Here is a 16508-nt window from a genome sequence, read left to right as displayed (position 1 = left end):
TTAATCACGTTAAAATGCTGGATAAGACGCTATCGATCACGAGATAATAACGGCAATGGATTAGAGCGCTGCCGCTAACACTGTTGCGCATTATCACTAGAGGTTACTTTTGAAATTATTCAGATACTTGGCGAAAGAAGTGTTGGTGTCAACCACTGCGGTAACACTTATCTTACTTCTCGTCATTTTAAGCGGACGAATTGTAAATTATCTGGGGCGAGCTACCGAGGGTAAGATGACCTTCGAGTTCTTGTTTCTGATTCTTGGTTTACACATTCCAAGTTTTATTCAGATGATTCTGCCGCTCGCATTTTTTCTATCATTGCTACTGGCCTATGGACGTTTATATATAGAAAACGAGATGTCCATATTATTCGCCAGCGGCATCAGTAAACTCAAACTCGCCCGCTACACTCTAGGTATCAGCCTATTTGTGACCTTACTGTCTGCCTTTATTAACTTTTGGCTATCACCAACCGCAGAATACAAGGTGGAAGAAGCCTACAAAGAGCAAGACACTTTAACCGTATTTGACTTTATCCAGCCGGGACGTTTCCAAGGAAGCGGCCAACAAACCACTTACATTGATGGTTTAAGCTCAGAAGGGTGGATGCGAGATATTTTTGTTTCTGACTATACAATCAGGGGTGACCAACGCATTCCCACTCATACGCTAGCCACCTATGGCGAACAGGTTCGTATCGAGAGCAGACAAGGAGCGAACTACTTAGTGCTCAAGCAAGGGACTCGCTATCAAGGCACTCCGGGGAGCCGGGAATATCAAGTGATGCAGTTTGATACCTATGCAATCCGCCTTGAAGAACAGCCAACAGCAACTATAAACGCTGCGTTCGCAATGCCCACTTTGTTTCTCTTGCAGAGTGATGTTCCAAAATATCAAGCCGAGCTGCATTGGCGCATTGCCTTGGTGGTGATGATCCCTATCCTTGCCATCATTGGCTTATCTCTGAGCCAAGTAAACCCTAGGCAAGGAAGGTTCTTCAAAATGTTACCAGCCATTCTACTCATGATTGGCTACTTGGGACTGCTCATCTGGGGAAAAACTGCCATTGAGAAGCAGCAGATCCCCATTAAGTACGGCTTGTGGTGGGCACATGCCTTGTTCGCAGTCATCGCCGCTTACCTGTTCTTAGGATTTAACCAAGTATTCCGTCGACGAACCGCCAAGCTACCCAAAAATCAAGGAGTGAATGGTGCTACTAAGTAAAATCGACCGATATGTTGGCATGACCGTACTTTGGTCTGTGCTATTTGTCATGCTCACCTTACTCGGATTGGATTTCATCATCACCTTTATTGATCAAATTCAAAAGGTTAATGAGCGCTTTACCACCTCCTCCCTGTTGCTGGTACTGGGCTACGGCATGCCCAGTAAATTTGCTGAATACCTACCCGTATCTTGCCTAATTGGCACGTTGGTAGGTTTGGGAGCACTTGCAACCACTTCCGAAATTACGGTAATTCGCGCAGCCGGTACTCCCATCTGGCGCATCGGCATTTCCGCCTGCCAGCCAATCTTAGTGCTCGCATTAGCAGGGCTCGGTATTTCTCAATATGTTTCTCCCGTTGCTGATCAAAAAGCTTTGATTCTGCAACAGTCGGAACAACGCCGCGTAGACGACTTCTCTCTCCAGGGAGGTACATGGGTAAAAGTCAACGGTAACTATGTCTACATCAATGCTGCGGATGCGAATCAAGTTCTTTATGGCCTGCGAATTTTTGACCGGGATGACGTAAAGCTGAATGCCATTATCGACGCAGACAAAGCCGTCTATTTAGGAAATGATGAGTGGCGCTTAGAAGGCGTCCGCAAAACAATATTCACACCAGATAAGGTCATGATAGAAACACGGCCGGAGCAAAACTGGCAAGCAACGCTACAGCCGCGCCATCTTTACCTATCGACACAGGAACCAGCCAACCTTTCTTTAACGGAGTTGTACGAGTATGCCAGCTACCTGACTAGTGAAGGGCTAAATGACGGCCCATACAGCCTAGAGCTCTGGACGAAGCTGCTGCGACCATTATCCTCCATCGCCCTAGTAATTGTTGCCATGTCCACGGTGTTTGGGCCGTTACGCTCTTCTTCTATGGGGGGGCGCATTTTCTCCGGCGTTATTATCGGAGTAGCATTTCAAAACGGGTTGTCGCTATTTGGGCGCATGTCGCTACTCACAAGCATCCCACCATTCATGGGAGTAATGATCCCAATTTTGGTATGCTTTGCGATTGGTTTAATTCTTATCAGACGCAAAAGCTAGCCGGCTTTTGCGTTCTTTTTATGGTCGATGTATACCAAACGGGTTTGTGACCAAATGTCATGCCAAGTACGCTGCTCTTTGTCGAATAACGCCCAAAGAAAACCCAAGCCTAAGCATCCCCAAGACACCAATGAAAACAGCAAACGGGCGGTAGCTTGACGAAACGTTAGCGGACGCCCATCCAACTGCTCCACACGAAATTTCCATACCTGCATGCCCAAGGTTTGCCCTGGGTTACACCAAAATTTGGCAAAAAATATCTCTGCTACCAACAGCAACAACCAGAATAGCCAAGGCCCTTCTACCGCTTCACCATCGTTTAGCATCACCATTAGCCAGCCCACCAAAAAATACATCGCAATCAGCAGCAATGAATCATAAAAGCCCGCCGCTAAGCGACGCCATAAATTTACTTTGCGTTCTTCCACAGTCTATTCCAGATGAAATGGGTTAGAGTCGGGTATAATGCCGCCAATAAAATGAAATTCAAACAGTATCGATAGAAACACGCCAAAATGAGACCAATATCAATCAGCCGTTGGCAGTGGGCCAAAGCTAGTATGCTGCATGGCTTAGCCTTTACCGCAATCGCCTTGTTACTTGCACTACAATACCTGCCTTACATTCAGACCTATTCAGGGCTTGGGCACACCTATTTAACTGCTGCGTTTATTGGACAAATCGGACTACTTTGCCTGCTATTTACTCTGCTAAACGTGCTGATAACCTGGCTTGTGAAACAACTCTGGCTAGCGAGTATTGCTGCTTGGCTCATCAGTGGCACTGGCCTACTACTACTCTATGTGGACACAGAGGTCTACAGCTTATACCGCTTCCACCTTGGCGCTTTCGTTTGGAGTTTAGTATTTGGAGAGGGTGCCAGCCAAGTCATTGATCTATCTTGGTACACTATTTTCATTACCACCCTAAAAGTTGGCGCTATCTTAACTGTCAACGGTCTCGCTTTATGGTGGGCGATACGCACCACGTTACAGAATCGCTGGCGCGGTAGTCGCTGGCTATACACTAGTATCGTGTTGGCCTGTTTTGTTAGTGCTAACGCGCTCCATATTTGGTACGACGCCCACGGTAATGCCGAAATACGTGCGATGACTCGTCACTTGCCGCTCTACCAACCAGCTACTGCAGTCGACTTTTTGACACGGCAAGGCTGGATTGATCCGCGTACCGTGGTGCAAACTCCAAACCTGACGGTTGCGGCATCCAATAGCCTTAACTACCCAGACCACGGCTACCCAATCACGACAGACGCAGCGCCTAATATTGTTTTTCTTGCTGTCGATGCCTGGCGCGGTGACAACCTTGATCCAACCACCACGCCGTTTACCTACAGTCTGACACAACGCCAAAATGCACAATGGTTCCAAGACCATATTAGCGGAGGTAATGTGACAAAGGGCGGAGTATTTAGCCTGTTTTACGCGCTACCGCCAACTTACTGGGATAGTTTTACCGCCTTACAGCGCCCAGCGGTATTCATTCGCACCCTACAGGAAAACAACTACCAACTTGGTATTTATGGCTCTAGCACCTTAATCAACCCTACTTTTCACCGTAATGTGTTTAGCTCGGTAACAGACCTACGTAAAGATACGCCGGGGAACACACCTTACGAGCGGGACAAGCAAATTACTGACGACTTTATTCGCTTCTCTGCTGGGGCCGAAAAACCCTTCTTTAGCTTTTTATTCTATGATGCTGCCCATGGTTATGCGCCACCACCGGACTTTGCGCCCAAATTCGAGCCTTACTGGGAACGGGTAGATCATGTGGCACTGGGGCCGGATTTCGACCCAGCACCTTACAAGAACCGCTACCGAACTGCATTGCGCTACGTTGACACTCAAATAGAACGAGTGATAAGGCACCTAGAACAGACTAACCAGCTCGATAACACCATCGTAGTCATCACCTCAGACCATGGTGAAGAGTTTAACGAAACAGGAAAAAACTACTGGGGGCACGGGAGCAACTTTACCGAACATCAAATCCACGTACCCCTACTTATTTTATGGCCGGGCAAAGCGCAACAAACCTTTACCCATCGCACCACCCACTACGACCTAGTGCCAACAATTATGCATGAAGGGTTGGGCATAGCGACGCCAATGGCTGAGTACAGCACTGGCAGATCACTATTTGATGAAGTGTCACATCAGTGGGCACTGGTACACAGCTACTTTAATTACGGGGTCGTAATGCAAGATAGGATTATTACCACGTACCCAACCGGCAATTATGAAGTCTCTGACCCGAACCTCAACCCGACCGACAAAACCATGCCGGCCGCAACCAGTCTTGAGGTATTAAAAGACATCACTCGCTTCTATGCAGATTAAGTCAAAGCGCGCTTTATTCAGTCTTACCGATAAAGCGCGCAATCCTCACTAGCGCTTGATCTAAACGTGCCTCATCACAGGTATAGGCAAACCGCACATACTTGTGGGCATCGTGGTGGCCAAAATCAGCTCCCGGAGTCAACGCAACAAACTCCTCTTCTAATAGCTGCAAACACCATTGCATTGCGTCATCGGTATATGCAGAAATATCTACATAAACATAGAATGCCCCTTGTGCTGGCGAGGCTATTGGTAAACCTAAGCCTTTTAGGCCATTCACCAATACTTCCCGACGACGCGCTAGACTTTGACGACGCTGCTCGCAAATCTCCAGCACATCATCGTCAAGGGCTCGCAGCGCCGCATACTGCGCCACTGTAGGAGCTGAGATAAACAGGTTTTGCGCCAGTTTCGTCGTCCCCTCAATGGCCCACTCCGGCAACACTAACCAACCCAAACGCCACCCTGTCATAGCAAAAAACTTGGAAAAGCTATTCACTACAAAGATTTCGTCACTGATACCAAGGGCGGTAAAATCTTCCCCCTCGTATACAAGTCCTTGATAAATCTCATCCACCAACAGATGTCCCCCAAGGGACTCCACCACACCCCACGCTTGTTCAATATAATCACGGGGTAATACACTTCCGGTTGGATTCGCCGGTGAGGCCAACCATACTCCCTGAGTTTGAGGCCCCCAGTGCTTAACTAACGTTTCCAAGTCCAACACAAATGGAGCATTCTGGCTCCCTTGTAGCAGCCGAGCTTTGGCTCCTACTTGGGCGAGAAAGTGGCGATTACAGGGGTAACTTGGATCCGGCATCAAGACTTCATGCCCCGCATCAACCATTAAAGAACTCAATAATAGCAAGGCACCAGAAGCGCCCGGGGTAATAAAAATTCGCTCCGGCGCCACATTAACTCGGTAACGTTTTTGGTAGTAATCACTGATTTTAGCTCGCAAGGCTGGCAAGCCTTGAGCAGCGGTATAGCCGGTATGACCGGCTACAATCGCCTGCATTCCTGCCTCTGCGACGGGTTCCGGTGCCGTAAAATCTGGCTCCCCGATTTCTAGATGAATCACATCCTTCCCTAGTGCTTGCAGCTCTTTTGCCCTTGCTAATACTGCCATCACCTGAAAAGGAGCAATTTGCGCTACACGTTGCGCCAGCTTATCTGAACTCATATTTCCTCTATCTCTATGATGAAAGTCAGCGCGCGTTTAAATAGAAAAAATAGTGGAGCACTGACCGATTATCTGATAACTTTCCCGCCCGAAAATTTAACCCTAAGGCAATCAGTGCAGGTTACCACAAGGAACACCTGTGAAGTGAGGCAATGCTATGCCAAAAACGAACCCTGAATCATTGATGAATAACTTCACCCCTTACGTTGCGGCGGACGGTGAAGAGTACATGAACGAGAAACAGTTGGCGCATTTTCGCAGTATTTTGAGCAACTGGAAACAAAACCTAATGGAAGAGGTTGACCGTACCGTTCATCATTTGCAAGAAGAAGCGGTTAACTATGCGGATCCTAACGATCGTGCCAGTCAGGAAGAAGAGTTCAGCCTCGAGCTGCGCGCCCGTGACCGTGAACGCAAACTGGTTAAGAAGATCTCTCAGACCATCGATCGTATTGATAATGACGACTACGGTTTCTGTGATGAGTGCGGCATTGAAATCGGTATCCGTCGTTTGGAAGCTCGTCCAACCGCTACCCTTTGTATCGATTGCAAAACGCTAGCCGAACTAAAAGAGAAACAAATCGGCGGTTAATGTCAGCCTCTAGCTACATAGGCCGGTTTGCGCCTTCGCCAACCGGCCCTTTGCACTTTGGCTCGTTAGTCACCGCACTAGCAAGCTACCTTGATTCTCGCCAACACCATGGCCAATGGCTAGTACGTATTGAAGATATTGATGGCACTCGCTGTCAGCCGGAACACGCCAGCCATATTTTACAAACCTTGGCAAGTTACGGGTTGGAATCTGATCTTCCTCCAGTATTTCAGTCTGATCGCTTAAACCTTTACCAGCAGCAGCTGGAACGCCTACATGAGCTTGATCAGCTCTACCCTTGCAACTGCACTAGGGCACAACTGCAAACTCAAGCGGGCTTGCACCCCACACGTTGCGATAGCCATACCAGACTACCCCATTCTTGGCGTCTAGCGTGCCCTGCCAACACCTTCCATCTACACGATGCTATTCAAGGAAATCTCTATCTATCTTTAGCAGAACCAGCTAACGATCCCGTATTAAAACGTAAGGATGGTTACTTCTCGTACCAGCTGGCGGTAGTAGTCGATGACCATCTACAGGGCGTTACTCATATCGTGCGTGGTGCAGACTTGATAGATACGACAGCACAGCAGCTACATCTCTATCAACTGCTAGGTTGGCAAGCACCAACCATGACCCACCTCCCCTTAATCATGGGTAGCGATGGACGCAAGCTTAGCAAGCAAAATCATGCCAAGCCGATCCCCATGGCTGATCTTCGGGTGCTGCGCAAAGCGTTGGCTTATCTAAAGATCAACGTAGACGAAGCCGCACACTCTGCCAAAGGGATCCTAGACGCGGCCATCCCCCAATGGTCTCCACAGCGGCTTGCCCCAGATAAAATTGAATTATCGCCACCAGACCTTGCATCACTAGTATTTTGAACTAACACCCCAAATAAATATCTGTTTACAATGGTAACAACAGTTACTGGAGGTGACAGACGTGTACCACATAATGATGATTTGCTCGGAGCAATCACCGCTCAAAGAGCTGGAGCGCAGCCTGACCAGAAATGGCTTCCATCTCAACCACAGCACCAGCCTCGAACAAGCACAAAAGTACTACGAGCTAACGGACTTTGACCTGATTCTGCTGGATAACGCCAGCAGCGAACTATCACCGTTGGAGCTGCGTCAGCACATTGGCTCCACCTCGTTTTTAATCCTAGATCAGCGCCCTAGCTTGACCAGTGCGGTGGAGTATATGGCGAACGGAGCGCGCTACTACTTACCGCTACCGACCGATGGCCACACCTTGTTGGAACAAGTCGTTAACGCTATCGACCAGAACGAAAGAACTACTGCCTCCCTAACCACCACACCACATAATACCAGTGAAGACATACAATTATTTTCGCAGCTAAAAGGACAAGGCGCCCGACTGGGCTCTCCTGAAAGCGGCATTATTGGCGAAAGCCCTGTCATGCAAGAGATGTTTCGCGAACTGGAGAAAGTAGCCTGCACTAACGCCACCGTGCTGATACATGGCGAATCCGGTACCGGTAAAGAGCTGGTCGCCAAAGCATTACACAATCTATCTTCACGCAAAAACAATGCCCTTATTAGCGTTAACTGTGCTGCGATACCGGAAAACCTAATTGAATCAGAGCTTTTTGGTCATGAAAAAGGCGCTTTTACCGGAGCCGTATCCGCTCGGGACGGCCTTATTTTTGCCGCCGACAAAGGCACTTTATTTCTGGACGAAATTGGTGAATTGCCTTTAGAGGCACAAGCACGCTTATTACGGGTATTGCAAGAAGGCGAGATTCGCCGCGTTGGCGCTGTCACCTCCACCAAAGTAGATATTCGACTCGTCACTGCCACCCACAGAGATTTGCGTCACATGGTTGCCCAGGGACTATTTCGGGAAGACTTATACTACCGACTCTATGTGATGGAACTGGTGCTACCTCCCCTTAGAGAGCGTGGCGACGATATCTCTATCATTGCTCAAACACTGCTAGTCAAAGCATGCCAAAAACACAGCAAGCCCATCCCCAATTACAGTAAACGCTTTGATCAAGCGATTCGCTCCCATTCATGGCCTGGTAACGTACGAGAACTTGAAAACGCCATTGAACGGGCTGTTATCTTAAGCCCAGACCACAAACTCGACCCAGACAACTTGAAATTAGCGCGTCTGACCCAAAAAACTCCCATGGACAGCACACCAGCAACCGAAGCGACGAGCCACCCCAATACAGGGAATGCCCTCGATGACTATTTCGTACAATACGTGCTGGCGCACCAAAACAAGCTTACCGAAACCCAACTCGCCCAATCACTGGGCATCTCTCGCAAAAACCTCTGGGAACGACGCCAAAAACTTGGCATCCCAAGAAAGGTAACAAATTGATGGTAACACTTGCTACCAAAATACCCATATAGACACACTAAAATCGTAAAAAAAGTGCACAGATTTTCTTTAAAATCCTTATATTTCATTAAGTTGCACTTTTTGGCACAACAAATGCCTTATACATGGCACAACGATAAGAAGATTGACAAAAATAACAATAAGTTAATCATCGTAACGTTCCTAGAATAAAAACAACACCAAGGAACACCATAGCTCCGGACAATAAAAATAAAACGCGGAGCTATGGATGAAAAATCGCTTTGGATAATTGATCTTTCTAGATATACCGGCCTTGGATAAGGCAATGAAAACATAGCAAAAATAAAAATAAGATGTGAGTAGAACTGCAGAAGCAGCACCCACTTTGTTTTCGGAACTAATATCTTCAATGTATCCAAAGCGATTATTTTCTTTCTCACCTAGTTCATATATCCCCTCTTAAATACCCTGTTTATCCTGTTAAATCCCTGATTCACGTGTAAAATACCTGCACAGTCATTAATGAGTGAAAACCTCCCAGAATGTTGACAGGAATTAAGTCTTTGGTTCGTAAAACCGTTTCCTTACTCGGTACGAAAACACAGCCCCAATACCCTATTGTGGTTCCTCGAGATAAACACACCTTATCCCGAAAAAACATTAGCCCAAACGCCTTGAAGGTGCTTTATCGCCTACAGGAAGCGGGGTACGAAAGCTACTTGGTAGGTGGCTGCATTCGTGACCACCTGATTGGTATTGAACCCAAAGATTTCGATGTGGTTACCAATGCCACACCGGAAGAAGTGCATGACATCTTTGCCAATTCCCGCTTAATTGGACGGCGTTTCAAGTTGGTACATGTGACCTATGGTCGAGAAATTATCGAAGTATCCACCTTCCGAGCCAATCAAGCTGATAGCGCGCCAACCGCTCCCAAGTCATTAAAAGATAAAGATACCGCCCGCTCTGCCCATGGCATCATATTGCGGGACAACGTCTACGGTACTATTGATGAAGATGCGATACGCCGAGATTTTACTTTTAATGCGCTCTACTACAACGTCAAAGACTTCGCTATCCATGACTATTGCGGCGGTTTAAAAGATATTGAGCAGCGCCAAATTCGCATTATTGGCGACCCACGTGCGCGCTACCAAGAAGACCCTGTTCGAATGCTACGGGCGATTCGTTTTGCCGCAAAATTGAACTTCGAGATTGAAGAACAAACCAAAGCGCCGATTAAGGAAATGGCCCATTTGCTCGACCACATTCCACCTGCACGTTTGTTCGAGGAAGTGCTGAAGCTCCTCAGCAGCGGTAATGGTGTGCGCACCTTCACCCTCTTGCGAGAGTTTGGTCTATTTAAGTATTTATTCCCGGATGCAGATGCGTTGCTTGACCGAGAATGGAAACAAGGCCAATTTTCAGCAGAACGCTTTATTCTGCGCGGCCTAGAAAACACCGATGAGCGAATCCAGAGCGGCAAATCAACCGCTCCGTATTTTCTCTATGCGTTCATGCTTTGGCCAAGCGTGCTGCTGCGTCAAAGCGAATTTGAACAACAAGGCATGCCAACGACTCCTGCTCTGCATCACGCTGCCACCATGGTGTTGGATAATCAAATTGCTTCGACCTCGATCCCAAGAAGATTCTCTACCCCAATGCGGGAAATTTGGGACTTACAACTACGCCTACCGAAGCGTCATGGCAAACGCCCATTTATCCTACTTAGTCACCCACGCTTTCGTGCCGCTTTTGACTTCCTCCTGATTCGTGAGGAAAGTGGTGAAGCCCTTGACGGTCTTGGTAGCTGGTGGGAATCATTCCAACATGCACCAGAAAATCAACAGCGTCAGCTGATAGATAAAGTCACTGCCAGCAAGGAGCCGGGGGACGCAAAGAAACGCCGCCGACCACGGCACCGCAGAAAGAGCAACACGGTGCGTCGACAACAGGAAGATTAAGTATGAACTTGGTATATATCGGTCTTGGCAGCAACTTAGACACGCCTGTACAGCAGTTACAAACCGCCTTAACTTTCTTGGCCCAACATCCGGAAATACAACAACTGGAAGTCTCAGCCTTGTACCGCAGTAAGCCGGTAGGCCCACAAGATCAGCCCGACTTCGTGAATGCTGTAGCGCGCTTTGCCACTATGCTATCTGCGGAAGAGACCTTAGATTTATTACAAGCGATTGAACAAGACCATCGCCGCGTACGGGAACGCCATTGGGGGCCACGCACACTGGATCTGGATATTCTTTTGTTTAATGATGATATCATTGCAAGCGAGCGGTTAACGGTACCACACGCCTTTATGCTCGAGAGAGGCTTCGTGATCCGACCTTTACTCGACATCGCTCCCGAGCTGCTCCTAAGCAATGGCAAAACCGTTGCCGAGCATCTACAGCAACTCGACACCTCTGATCTGGTGTCCATAGCCACAGAATAACTACTATGTACGCAGACACTTCAGCGAAAAAGTTGGCTCGTCCTGTAACCTTATCTCGCTTACAGGAGATGAAGTCCGAGCAAGAAAAGTTTACCTGCCTCACGGCCTATGACGCCACATTCACCCATGTGATGAATGCGGCCGGAGTAGAAACCATTCTAGTAGGTGACTCCCTCGGCATGGTCATTCAGGGACAAGATAGCACCTTACCGGTTTCCATCGATGATATGTGTTACCACGTAGCAGCAGTGAAAAAAGGTAACAGTAACGCCTTCATTTTGGCGGACATGCCCTTTATGAGTTACAGCAAACCAGAACTAGCCCTAGATAATGCGGCGAAGCTTATGCAAGCTGGAGCCCAGATGGTGAAGCTTGAAGGCGGTGCTTGGCTGTGCGATACGGTACAACTACTTAGTGAACGCGGCATTCCGGTTTGCGCCCATCTTGGCCTAACTCCTCAAGCGGTGCATAAACTAGGTGGTTACAAATTGCAGGGCAAAGATCAAGCAGCTGCAGATTTGATCATGCAAGAATCGCTGGCATTAGTGGCCGCTGGCGCGGATATTTTGTTGTATGAATGCATCCCAACAACACTAGCCAAAAGCCTGACAGAAGCCGTTCCGGTACCCACTATTGGTATTGGCGCTGGCCCACATACTGACGGACAAGTACTAGTGATGCACGATATGCTGGGTGCCAACCTAGGACGCCGACCACGTTTCGTAAAAAACTTTTTAACCGATGGTCGCAGCATTCAAGAAGCCTTCGAGGCTTATGTTAGCGAAGTGAAATCCCAAACTTTCCCAGCCCCTGAACATGGATTCAATTCATGAAAACCTTTCATACCGTCGCCGAACTACGTCAAGCGCTAAAGACCCTGCGCCTACAAGACAAACGTATTGCTTTCGTACCGACCATGGGCAATTTGCATGACGGCCACTTGCAACTGATCCGCAAGGCTAAAGAGCTTGGCGATGTGGTGGTTTCCTCTATTTTTGTAAACCCCATGCAGTTCTCCGCTAATGAAGATTTGGAACGCTACCCGCGCACACTAGCAGAAGATCAACGCCATTTAGAAGCAGACGGTTGTGACTTTCTGTTTGCGCCAGATGCACGGGAAATGTACCCAGATGGCAAACGCAGTCAAACCCAAATCGAAGTAACTGGCCTTTCCGACATTCTTTGTGGCGCTTCCCGCCCAGGGCACTTTGTTGGGGTCGCCACGGTGGTGACTAAACTATTTAATATCGTTCAACCCGATGTCGCGATTTTTGGTAACAAAGATTACCAACAATTGAAAGTCATCGAAAATATGACCCGGGACTTAAGCTCCAATGTCGAAATCATTGGTGCGGATATTGCCCGTAATGAGCAAGGGCTAGCGCTTAGCTCCCGTAACGGTTACCTAACCCCGGAAGAATTGGCCGTTGCCCCTGCTCTATACCAAACCCTTGTGTGGGCCAAACAGGAACTCATGCAAGGTTGCGCTGATCACGATCAGCTCCGTGAACAGGCTCAACAGAAGCTTGAAGCGGCTGGTTTCCGTCGTGATTATTTTGAAATTCGCGCACAACATAATTTACAAACACCGACAGAGGAAGAGAAACGCTTGGTCATTTTGGCCGCTGCATTTTTAGGCAAAGCACGACTGATTGATAACATCACGCTCGAACTGCCTTAACTTTCTTTTCAACGTACCAAGGAGATTGTAATGAGTTCACCTACGCATCACCCCGCTTGGACAGCGTTACGCTCGCACCAAGCCGATATGGCCGATGTCACTATCCAGTCTTTATTTACCCAAGACCCCGAGCGCGCTAAGCGCTACCAAGCAAATGCCGGAGGCTGGACGCTGGACTACTCTAAGAACCGCGCCAATGATGCCACCCTGTCATTGTTGACGCAGCTTGTACGGGAGTCCGGCATGGAAGCGGCGATTGCGAACATGTTTAACGGTGAACACATTAATAACACGGAAGACCGCCCGGTACTGCATGTGGCGCTACGGGCAGCCAAAGCCCAACAATCTCTGATTGTGGACGGTGTTAATGTACTCGACGAAGTACGCAGCACACTCGCGCAGATGGAAACGTTTGTTACCCAACTACACAACGGTGAATGGCGTGGTTACACGGATAAAAAAATCACCGATGTGGTCTCAATTGGAATTGGTGGCTCTTATCTCGGCCCCAAAGTGGTTGCTGAGGCACTTACCCCCTACAAACGGGATGATATCAAAGTACACTTTGTCGCCAATATTGATGGCTCAGACATCAGTGAAAAACTGAAATTACTTAACGCCGAAACCACCGTGTTTATTGTTTCCTCCAAGTCATTTGGCACATTGGAAACCCTGTACAATGCCAATGCAGCCCGGGCATGGTGTATCGACCAAGGCGTACCGGAAAGCGATATTAAAAAGCACTTTGCTGCCGTCAGCTCCAATGTCGAAAAAGCGGTGAAGTTTGGCATGGCGGAAGAAAATATCTTCCCTATGTGGGACTGGGTTGGCGGACGTTATTCTCTATGGTCAGCGATTGGCCTCCCTATCGCCGTTGCCGTCGGCATGGAGCGCTTCTACGAGCTATTGGATGGCGCTTATGCCATGGATGAGCACTTTAAAAACACGCCCTTTGAGCACAACCTACCTGTGATTATGGGAGCGCTTGGTGTTTGGTATAGCAACTTTCACAATGCTCAAACCCATGCATTGATTCCTTACGACCACTTTTTACGGGCCATGCCAGCGCATATTCAGCAATTGGATATGGAAAGTAATGGTAAAGCCAACCTAGTGGATGGTAGTGGTGTCGAAACTGACACTGGCCCAGTAATTTGGGGTGGTGCCGGTACTAACGGTCAGCACGCTTACCACCAGCTATTGCATCAAGGCACACGCCTTATCCCAGTGGACTTTATTGCACCACTCACCACCCACAATCCGGTGGCGGACCACCATGCCCAGCTATTTGCCAACTGCCTAAGTCAGGCACAAGCACTAATGGTTGGCAAAACATTGGAACAAGCCGAAACGGAACTACGCCAAGCGGGTGCCAGTGAGGAGCAAGTGAAAGCCATTGCCCCTCATAAGGTGATCAAAGGCAATCGCCCGAGCAACTTGTTACTGACAGACAAACTGACCCCATTCACCGTAGGCTCTCTGATTGCGTTGTATGAGCACCGCACCTTTGTGCAAGGCACTATCTGGGGCGTTAACTCCTTTGACCAATGGGGCGTAGAACTGGGCAAAGTGTTGGGGACAGATATCTATAATCGTTTGGTGGCCGATACGGATAACCAAGAGCTGGATGCTTCCACACAAGCGGCGATTGCGGCGTTTAAGCAGGCGAATAGCTAGTATCAAATAGTGTCAGCGACTACATTGTTGACGTAGTCGCTGATTCTTTCACCAACTCAGTTTGCGTAATTTCTGACTAAACGCACTGCTCCGCTAATTGAGTCCGATGCCTGATTCGATGACTCTAAGGAAAAAGGCACCACGCTACCGTCATCAAAATCAATTCCCCAGATCCAAACCGCCCCCGACTCTCGGTAAGAACGAGGAGTATTAGACATGATTTCTCTAAATTTCTGTTCAACGCTGTCTTTACTAAGATAAGGGAATACTTCTTCATTAAGCGCCAAGCCAGAACAGCTTTCTTCCACAATACTGCGCAGTTCTTTGATATTTGGCATACGCCAGTCTTTGAAGCCGGCAAAACCGGTTTTATTTAAGGTTTCAACGTTGGTGAGTGCCTGCTCATAGGTTACCGCCTTAAACCCATCATCTACTTCGCAGCTCTCACCTGAATAGCCTTCAATGCAACGCTTCCACATCAAGCCCGTCGACTTATCAATTACTACTTCATCGGTCGTACTGAAGACAAATCGACTTGTTGGAGTCGTCTCAGCAATATTCGTATTGCAGCCAGCAGACACGACATAAGAACCAGAGCTTAAGAAACAAAGGAATAGTAAACGAGATAGCTTAAGGTCAATCATTACTAGCATCCCTCACAAGAATCACTCCTAGCGTAGAAGCCTTTGTTTCCGGCTTCACAATACCAACAGATTTACCCTTCGTGGTTGAGCTTGTGTCCCGTAGCACTACCCGCCAAGCTTCCGAGCCAGAATCGCTTTTATAAGGGCTCCCCGTCCAATATTCCCCACGCAGCGTCGCATCTGGAAATGGAAAAAAATCTTCATCTATTCCGTCAACAGTGGTTGAGGGAGTGATCGATTTATATAGCACAATACCCATTAACTCATTAGATGTCGGCATTCGCCAATCACCAAAGGAACATAGCTTAGCGCTATTTACCCGTGCCACATAAGCACTGGTATTGCACAGCACGTTACCAGCTGAATATCCGGCACAGGAGTTTGGGGTACTCCCTGATTCAGTCCCGCTAGTAACCCCACTCGCCAAAAGAGATGGCTCGTACCAAGTAAAGCCATCGTCTGCATCACTTAGTGCATGCTCGTCACCCACTACACCATTACCACCTTTCTTACGCTGCCACATTAGCTTGGTATAGTTGTCCTTTACACAGTCCCAGTCACTGGTGGAATCTGTAATTTCTTTTCCATCAGCATCAATTTTGGCAAAGCTAAAACCAGCGACACCATCGCTCGGGTCATAATTGGAAACATCCCTACCAAAAGAACAGTCTTGCTGGGCGACACTCAGCCCAGTTAAGCATTTAACGTCGTGGAGCTCAGTTGTCACAGAGTAGGTGGCTCCAGTATCGTTCAACAGCTGATCATTGGTTAGCTCTGCCGTGATAGTTGAGGGGGTAACAGTTAGTTGGGAAGACTGAGAAAGGATACTGGTTCCACTCATTGCAACAATAACGGCGTAGTACATTGTGCCGTTGTTGAGAGAATCCACCGTATGCGAAAGCGTAGTGGCTGACAAGTTAGGTACCAAAACGGCAGACTGGATTGAAGCATAATCTTCAATATTGGTGAGAGCCGATAGGGATTCCTCGGCATAATAAAGACTGTAGGAAGTTGCACTAGTAACCGCATTCCAACTGGCGGTAAATTGCGTACTTGCGGGCGTAACGGATAAGGTGATAGTGGAAGATGTCTCACCCGATGGGGTCGTTACCGAGCCACCACCGTTTCCGCTAGCTGCAGGCGAACGGGGATCGCCGACTTTATAGCCGTAGATATCTTCTTCTTCCCCGCAGCCCGTTAGTGCACATATCCCTATCAGCACCAGCAAAATTTTACTGATGTTCATTTATTTGCTTCGTTACCTTGGCCTATTTACCAGTTTATCGGCGTG

15 protein-coding genes are annotated in these 16508 nt (G+C 48.1%); 11 read left to right on the top strand and 4 right to left on the bottom strand.

Annotated features, from left to right (window positions below):
- Window positions 1–109 precede the first annotated feature (109 nt).
- Window positions 110–1228, top strand: coding sequence for an LPS export ABC transporter permease LptF (gene lptF / locus FJM67_RS11650; RefSeq protein WP_140589487.1), 1119 nt, complete (start codon window positions 110–112; stop codon window positions 1226–1228).
- The gene (lptG, locus tag FJM67_RS11645) at window positions 1212–2282 is read left to right on the top strand and encodes an LPS export ABC transporter permease LptG (protein ID WP_140589485.1); all 1071 of its coding nucleotides are present in this window, start codon (window positions 1212–1214) and stop codon (window positions 2280–2282) included. The genes lptF and lptG overlap by 17 nt, the downstream gene beginning before the upstream one ends.
- On the opposite strand, the gene FJM67_RS11640 is transcribed toward lptG, so the two are convergent.
- The gene (locus tag FJM67_RS11640; RefSeq protein WP_140589484.1) at window positions 2279–2710 is read right to left on the bottom strand and encodes an RDD family protein; all 432 of its coding nucleotides are present in this window, start codon (window positions 2708–2710) and stop codon (window positions 2279–2281) included. The two genes, lptG and FJM67_RS11640, sit on opposite strands and share 4 nt — an antisense overlap.
- Window positions 2711–2797: 87 nt before the next feature.
- On the opposite strand from FJM67_RS11640, the gene FJM67_RS11635 reads away from it, so the two are divergent.
- Window positions 2798–4642 (top strand): sulfatase-like hydrolase/transferase, encoded by a 1845-nt coding sequence (locus FJM67_RS11635; protein WP_140589482.1) that lies wholly within the window; start codon window positions 2798–2800, stop codon window positions 4640–4642.
- A gap of 13 nt (window positions 4643–4655) precedes the next feature.
- On the opposite strand, the gene FJM67_RS11630 is transcribed toward FJM67_RS11635, so the two are convergent.
- A complete protein-coding gene (locus FJM67_RS11630; protein ID WP_140589480.1) occupies window positions 4656–5828 on the bottom strand; it encodes an aminotransferase class I/II-fold pyridoxal phosphate-dependent enzyme in 1173 nt (390 codons plus the stop codon).
- 157 nt (window positions 5829–5985) lie between these two features.
- Between FJM67_RS11630 and dksA the strand changes: the two genes are divergently transcribed.
- The 8 genes from dksA to pgi all read left to right on the top strand — a co-directional run bounded on the left by dksA (window position 5986) and on the right by pgi (window position 14573).
- On the top strand, window positions 5986–6420 hold the full coding sequence (gene dksA, locus FJM67_RS11625; RefSeq protein ID WP_140589478.1) for an RNA polymerase-binding protein DksA: 435 nt from the start codon (window positions 5986–5988) through the stop codon (window positions 6418–6420).
- Window positions 6420–7307, top strand: coding sequence for a tRNA glutamyl-Q(34) synthetase GluQRS (gene gluQRS, locus FJM67_RS11620; RefSeq protein ID WP_140589477.1), 888 nt, complete (start codon window positions 6420–6422; stop codon window positions 7305–7307). The genes dksA and gluQRS overlap by 1 nt, the downstream gene beginning before the upstream one ends.
- A gap of 61 nt (window positions 7308–7368) precedes the next feature.
- Window positions 7369–8781 carry a sigma-54-dependent transcriptional regulator gene (locus FJM67_RS11615; RefSeq protein ID WP_328591931.1) on the top strand — a complete coding sequence of 471 codons (1413 nt, stop codon included), beginning with the start codon at window positions 7369–7371 and terminating at the stop codon, window positions 8779–8781.
- Window positions 8782–9305: 524 nt separating this feature from the next.
- On the top strand, window positions 9306–10727 hold the full coding sequence (pcnB, locus tag FJM67_RS11610; protein ID WP_140589475.1) for a polynucleotide adenylyltransferase PcnB: 1422 nt from the start codon (window positions 9306–9308) through the stop codon (window positions 10725–10727).
- Between the two features lie 2 nt (window positions 10728–10729).
- Window positions 10730–11215 carry a 2-amino-4-hydroxy-6-hydroxymethyldihydropteridine diphosphokinase gene (gene folK, locus FJM67_RS11605; RefSeq protein WP_140589473.1) on the top strand — a complete coding sequence of 162 codons (486 nt, stop codon included), beginning with the start codon at window positions 10730–10732 and terminating at the stop codon, window positions 11213–11215.
- Window positions 11216–11220: 5 nt separating this feature from the next.
- Window positions 11221–12048: a 3-methyl-2-oxobutanoate hydroxymethyltransferase gene (panB, locus tag FJM67_RS11600; RefSeq protein ID WP_140589471.1), complete on the top strand. Its 828-nt coding sequence runs from the start codon at window positions 11221–11223 to the stop codon at window positions 12046–12048.
- Window positions 12045–12896, top strand: coding sequence for a pantoate--beta-alanine ligase (gene panC, locus FJM67_RS11595; protein WP_140589469.1), 852 nt, complete (start codon window positions 12045–12047; stop codon window positions 12894–12896). Before panB ends, panC begins: the two co-directional genes overlap by 4 nt.
- Window positions 12897–12926: 30 nt before the next feature.
- Entirely contained in the window at window positions 12927–14573 is a 1647-nt protein-coding gene (gene pgi, locus FJM67_RS11590) for a glucose-6-phosphate isomerase (RefSeq protein WP_140589466.1), read from the top strand.
- Between the two features lie 56 nt (window positions 14574–14629).
- Here pgi and FJM67_RS11585 read toward each other — a convergent pair whose 3' ends face one another.
- On the bottom strand, window positions 14630–15217 hold the full coding sequence (locus FJM67_RS11585; protein ID WP_181161486.1) for an Lcl C-terminal domain-containing protein: 588 nt from the start codon (window positions 15215–15217) through the stop codon (window positions 14630–14632).
- Window positions 15210–16463, bottom strand: a complete 1254-nt coding sequence (locus FJM67_RS11580) for an Lcl C-terminal domain-containing protein (RefSeq protein ID WP_140589463.1) — start codon at window positions 16461–16463, stop codon at window positions 15210–15212. The genes FJM67_RS11585 and FJM67_RS11580 overlap by 8 nt, the downstream gene beginning before the upstream one ends.
- Window positions 16464–16508 lie beyond the last annotated feature (45 nt).

It is taken from the genome of Maribrevibacterium harenarium (genome assembly GCF_006385675.1).
Taxonomy (GTDB): Bacteria; Pseudomonadota; Gammaproteobacteria; order Pseudomonadales; family Marinomonadaceae; genus Marinomonas; species Marinomonas harenarium.
This window is presented reverse-complemented; position numbering and strand designations above follow the sequence as displayed.

What these genes read in the sequence shown, in the direction of transcription:
- FJM67_RS11580 (WP_140589463.1), bottom strand. Translation starts at nt 16,463, where the DNA reads ATGAACATCAGTAAAATTTTGCTGGTGCTGATAGGGATATGTGCACTA.
- lptG (WP_140589485.1), top strand. Translation starts at nt 1,212, where the DNA reads ATGGTGCTACTAAGTAAAATCGACCGATATGTTGGCATGACCGTACTT.
- folK (WP_140589473.1), top strand. Translation starts at nt 10,730, where the DNA reads ATGAACTTGGTATATATCGGTCTTGGCAGCAACTTAGACACGCCTGTA.
- panB (WP_140589471.1), top strand. Translation starts at nt 11,221, where the DNA reads ATGTACGCAGACACTTCAGCGAAAAAGTTGGCTCGTCCTGTAACCTTA.
- panC (WP_140589469.1), top strand. Translation starts at nt 12,045, where the DNA reads ATGAAAACCTTTCATACCGTCGCCGAACTACGTCAAGCGCTAAAGACC.
- pgi (WP_140589466.1), top strand. Translation starts at nt 12,927, where the DNA reads ATGAGTTCACCTACGCATCACCCCGCTTGGACAGCGTTACGCTCGCAC.
- pcnB (WP_140589475.1), top strand. Translation starts at nt 9,306, where the DNA reads ATGTTGACAGGAATTAAGTCTTTGGTTCGTAAAACCGTTTCCTTACTC.
- FJM67_RS11630 (WP_140589480.1), bottom strand. Translation starts at nt 5,828, where the DNA reads ATGAGTTCAGATAAGCTGGCGCAACGTGTAGCGCAAATTGCTCCTTTT.
- FJM67_RS11585 (WP_181161486.1), bottom strand. Translation starts at nt 15,217, where the DNA reads ATGATTGACCTTAAGCTATCTCGTTTACTATTCCTTTGTTTCTTAAGC.
- FJM67_RS11635 (WP_140589482.1), top strand. Translation starts at nt 2,798, where the DNA reads ATGAGACCAATATCAATCAGCCGTTGGCAGTGGGCCAAAGCTAGTATG.
- dksA (WP_140589478.1), top strand. Translation starts at nt 5,986, where the DNA reads ATGCCAAAAACGAACCCTGAATCATTGATGAATAACTTCACCCCTTAC.
- gluQRS (WP_140589477.1), top strand. Translation starts at nt 6,420, where the DNA reads ATGTCAGCCTCTAGCTACATAGGCCGGTTTGCGCCTTCGCCAACCGGC.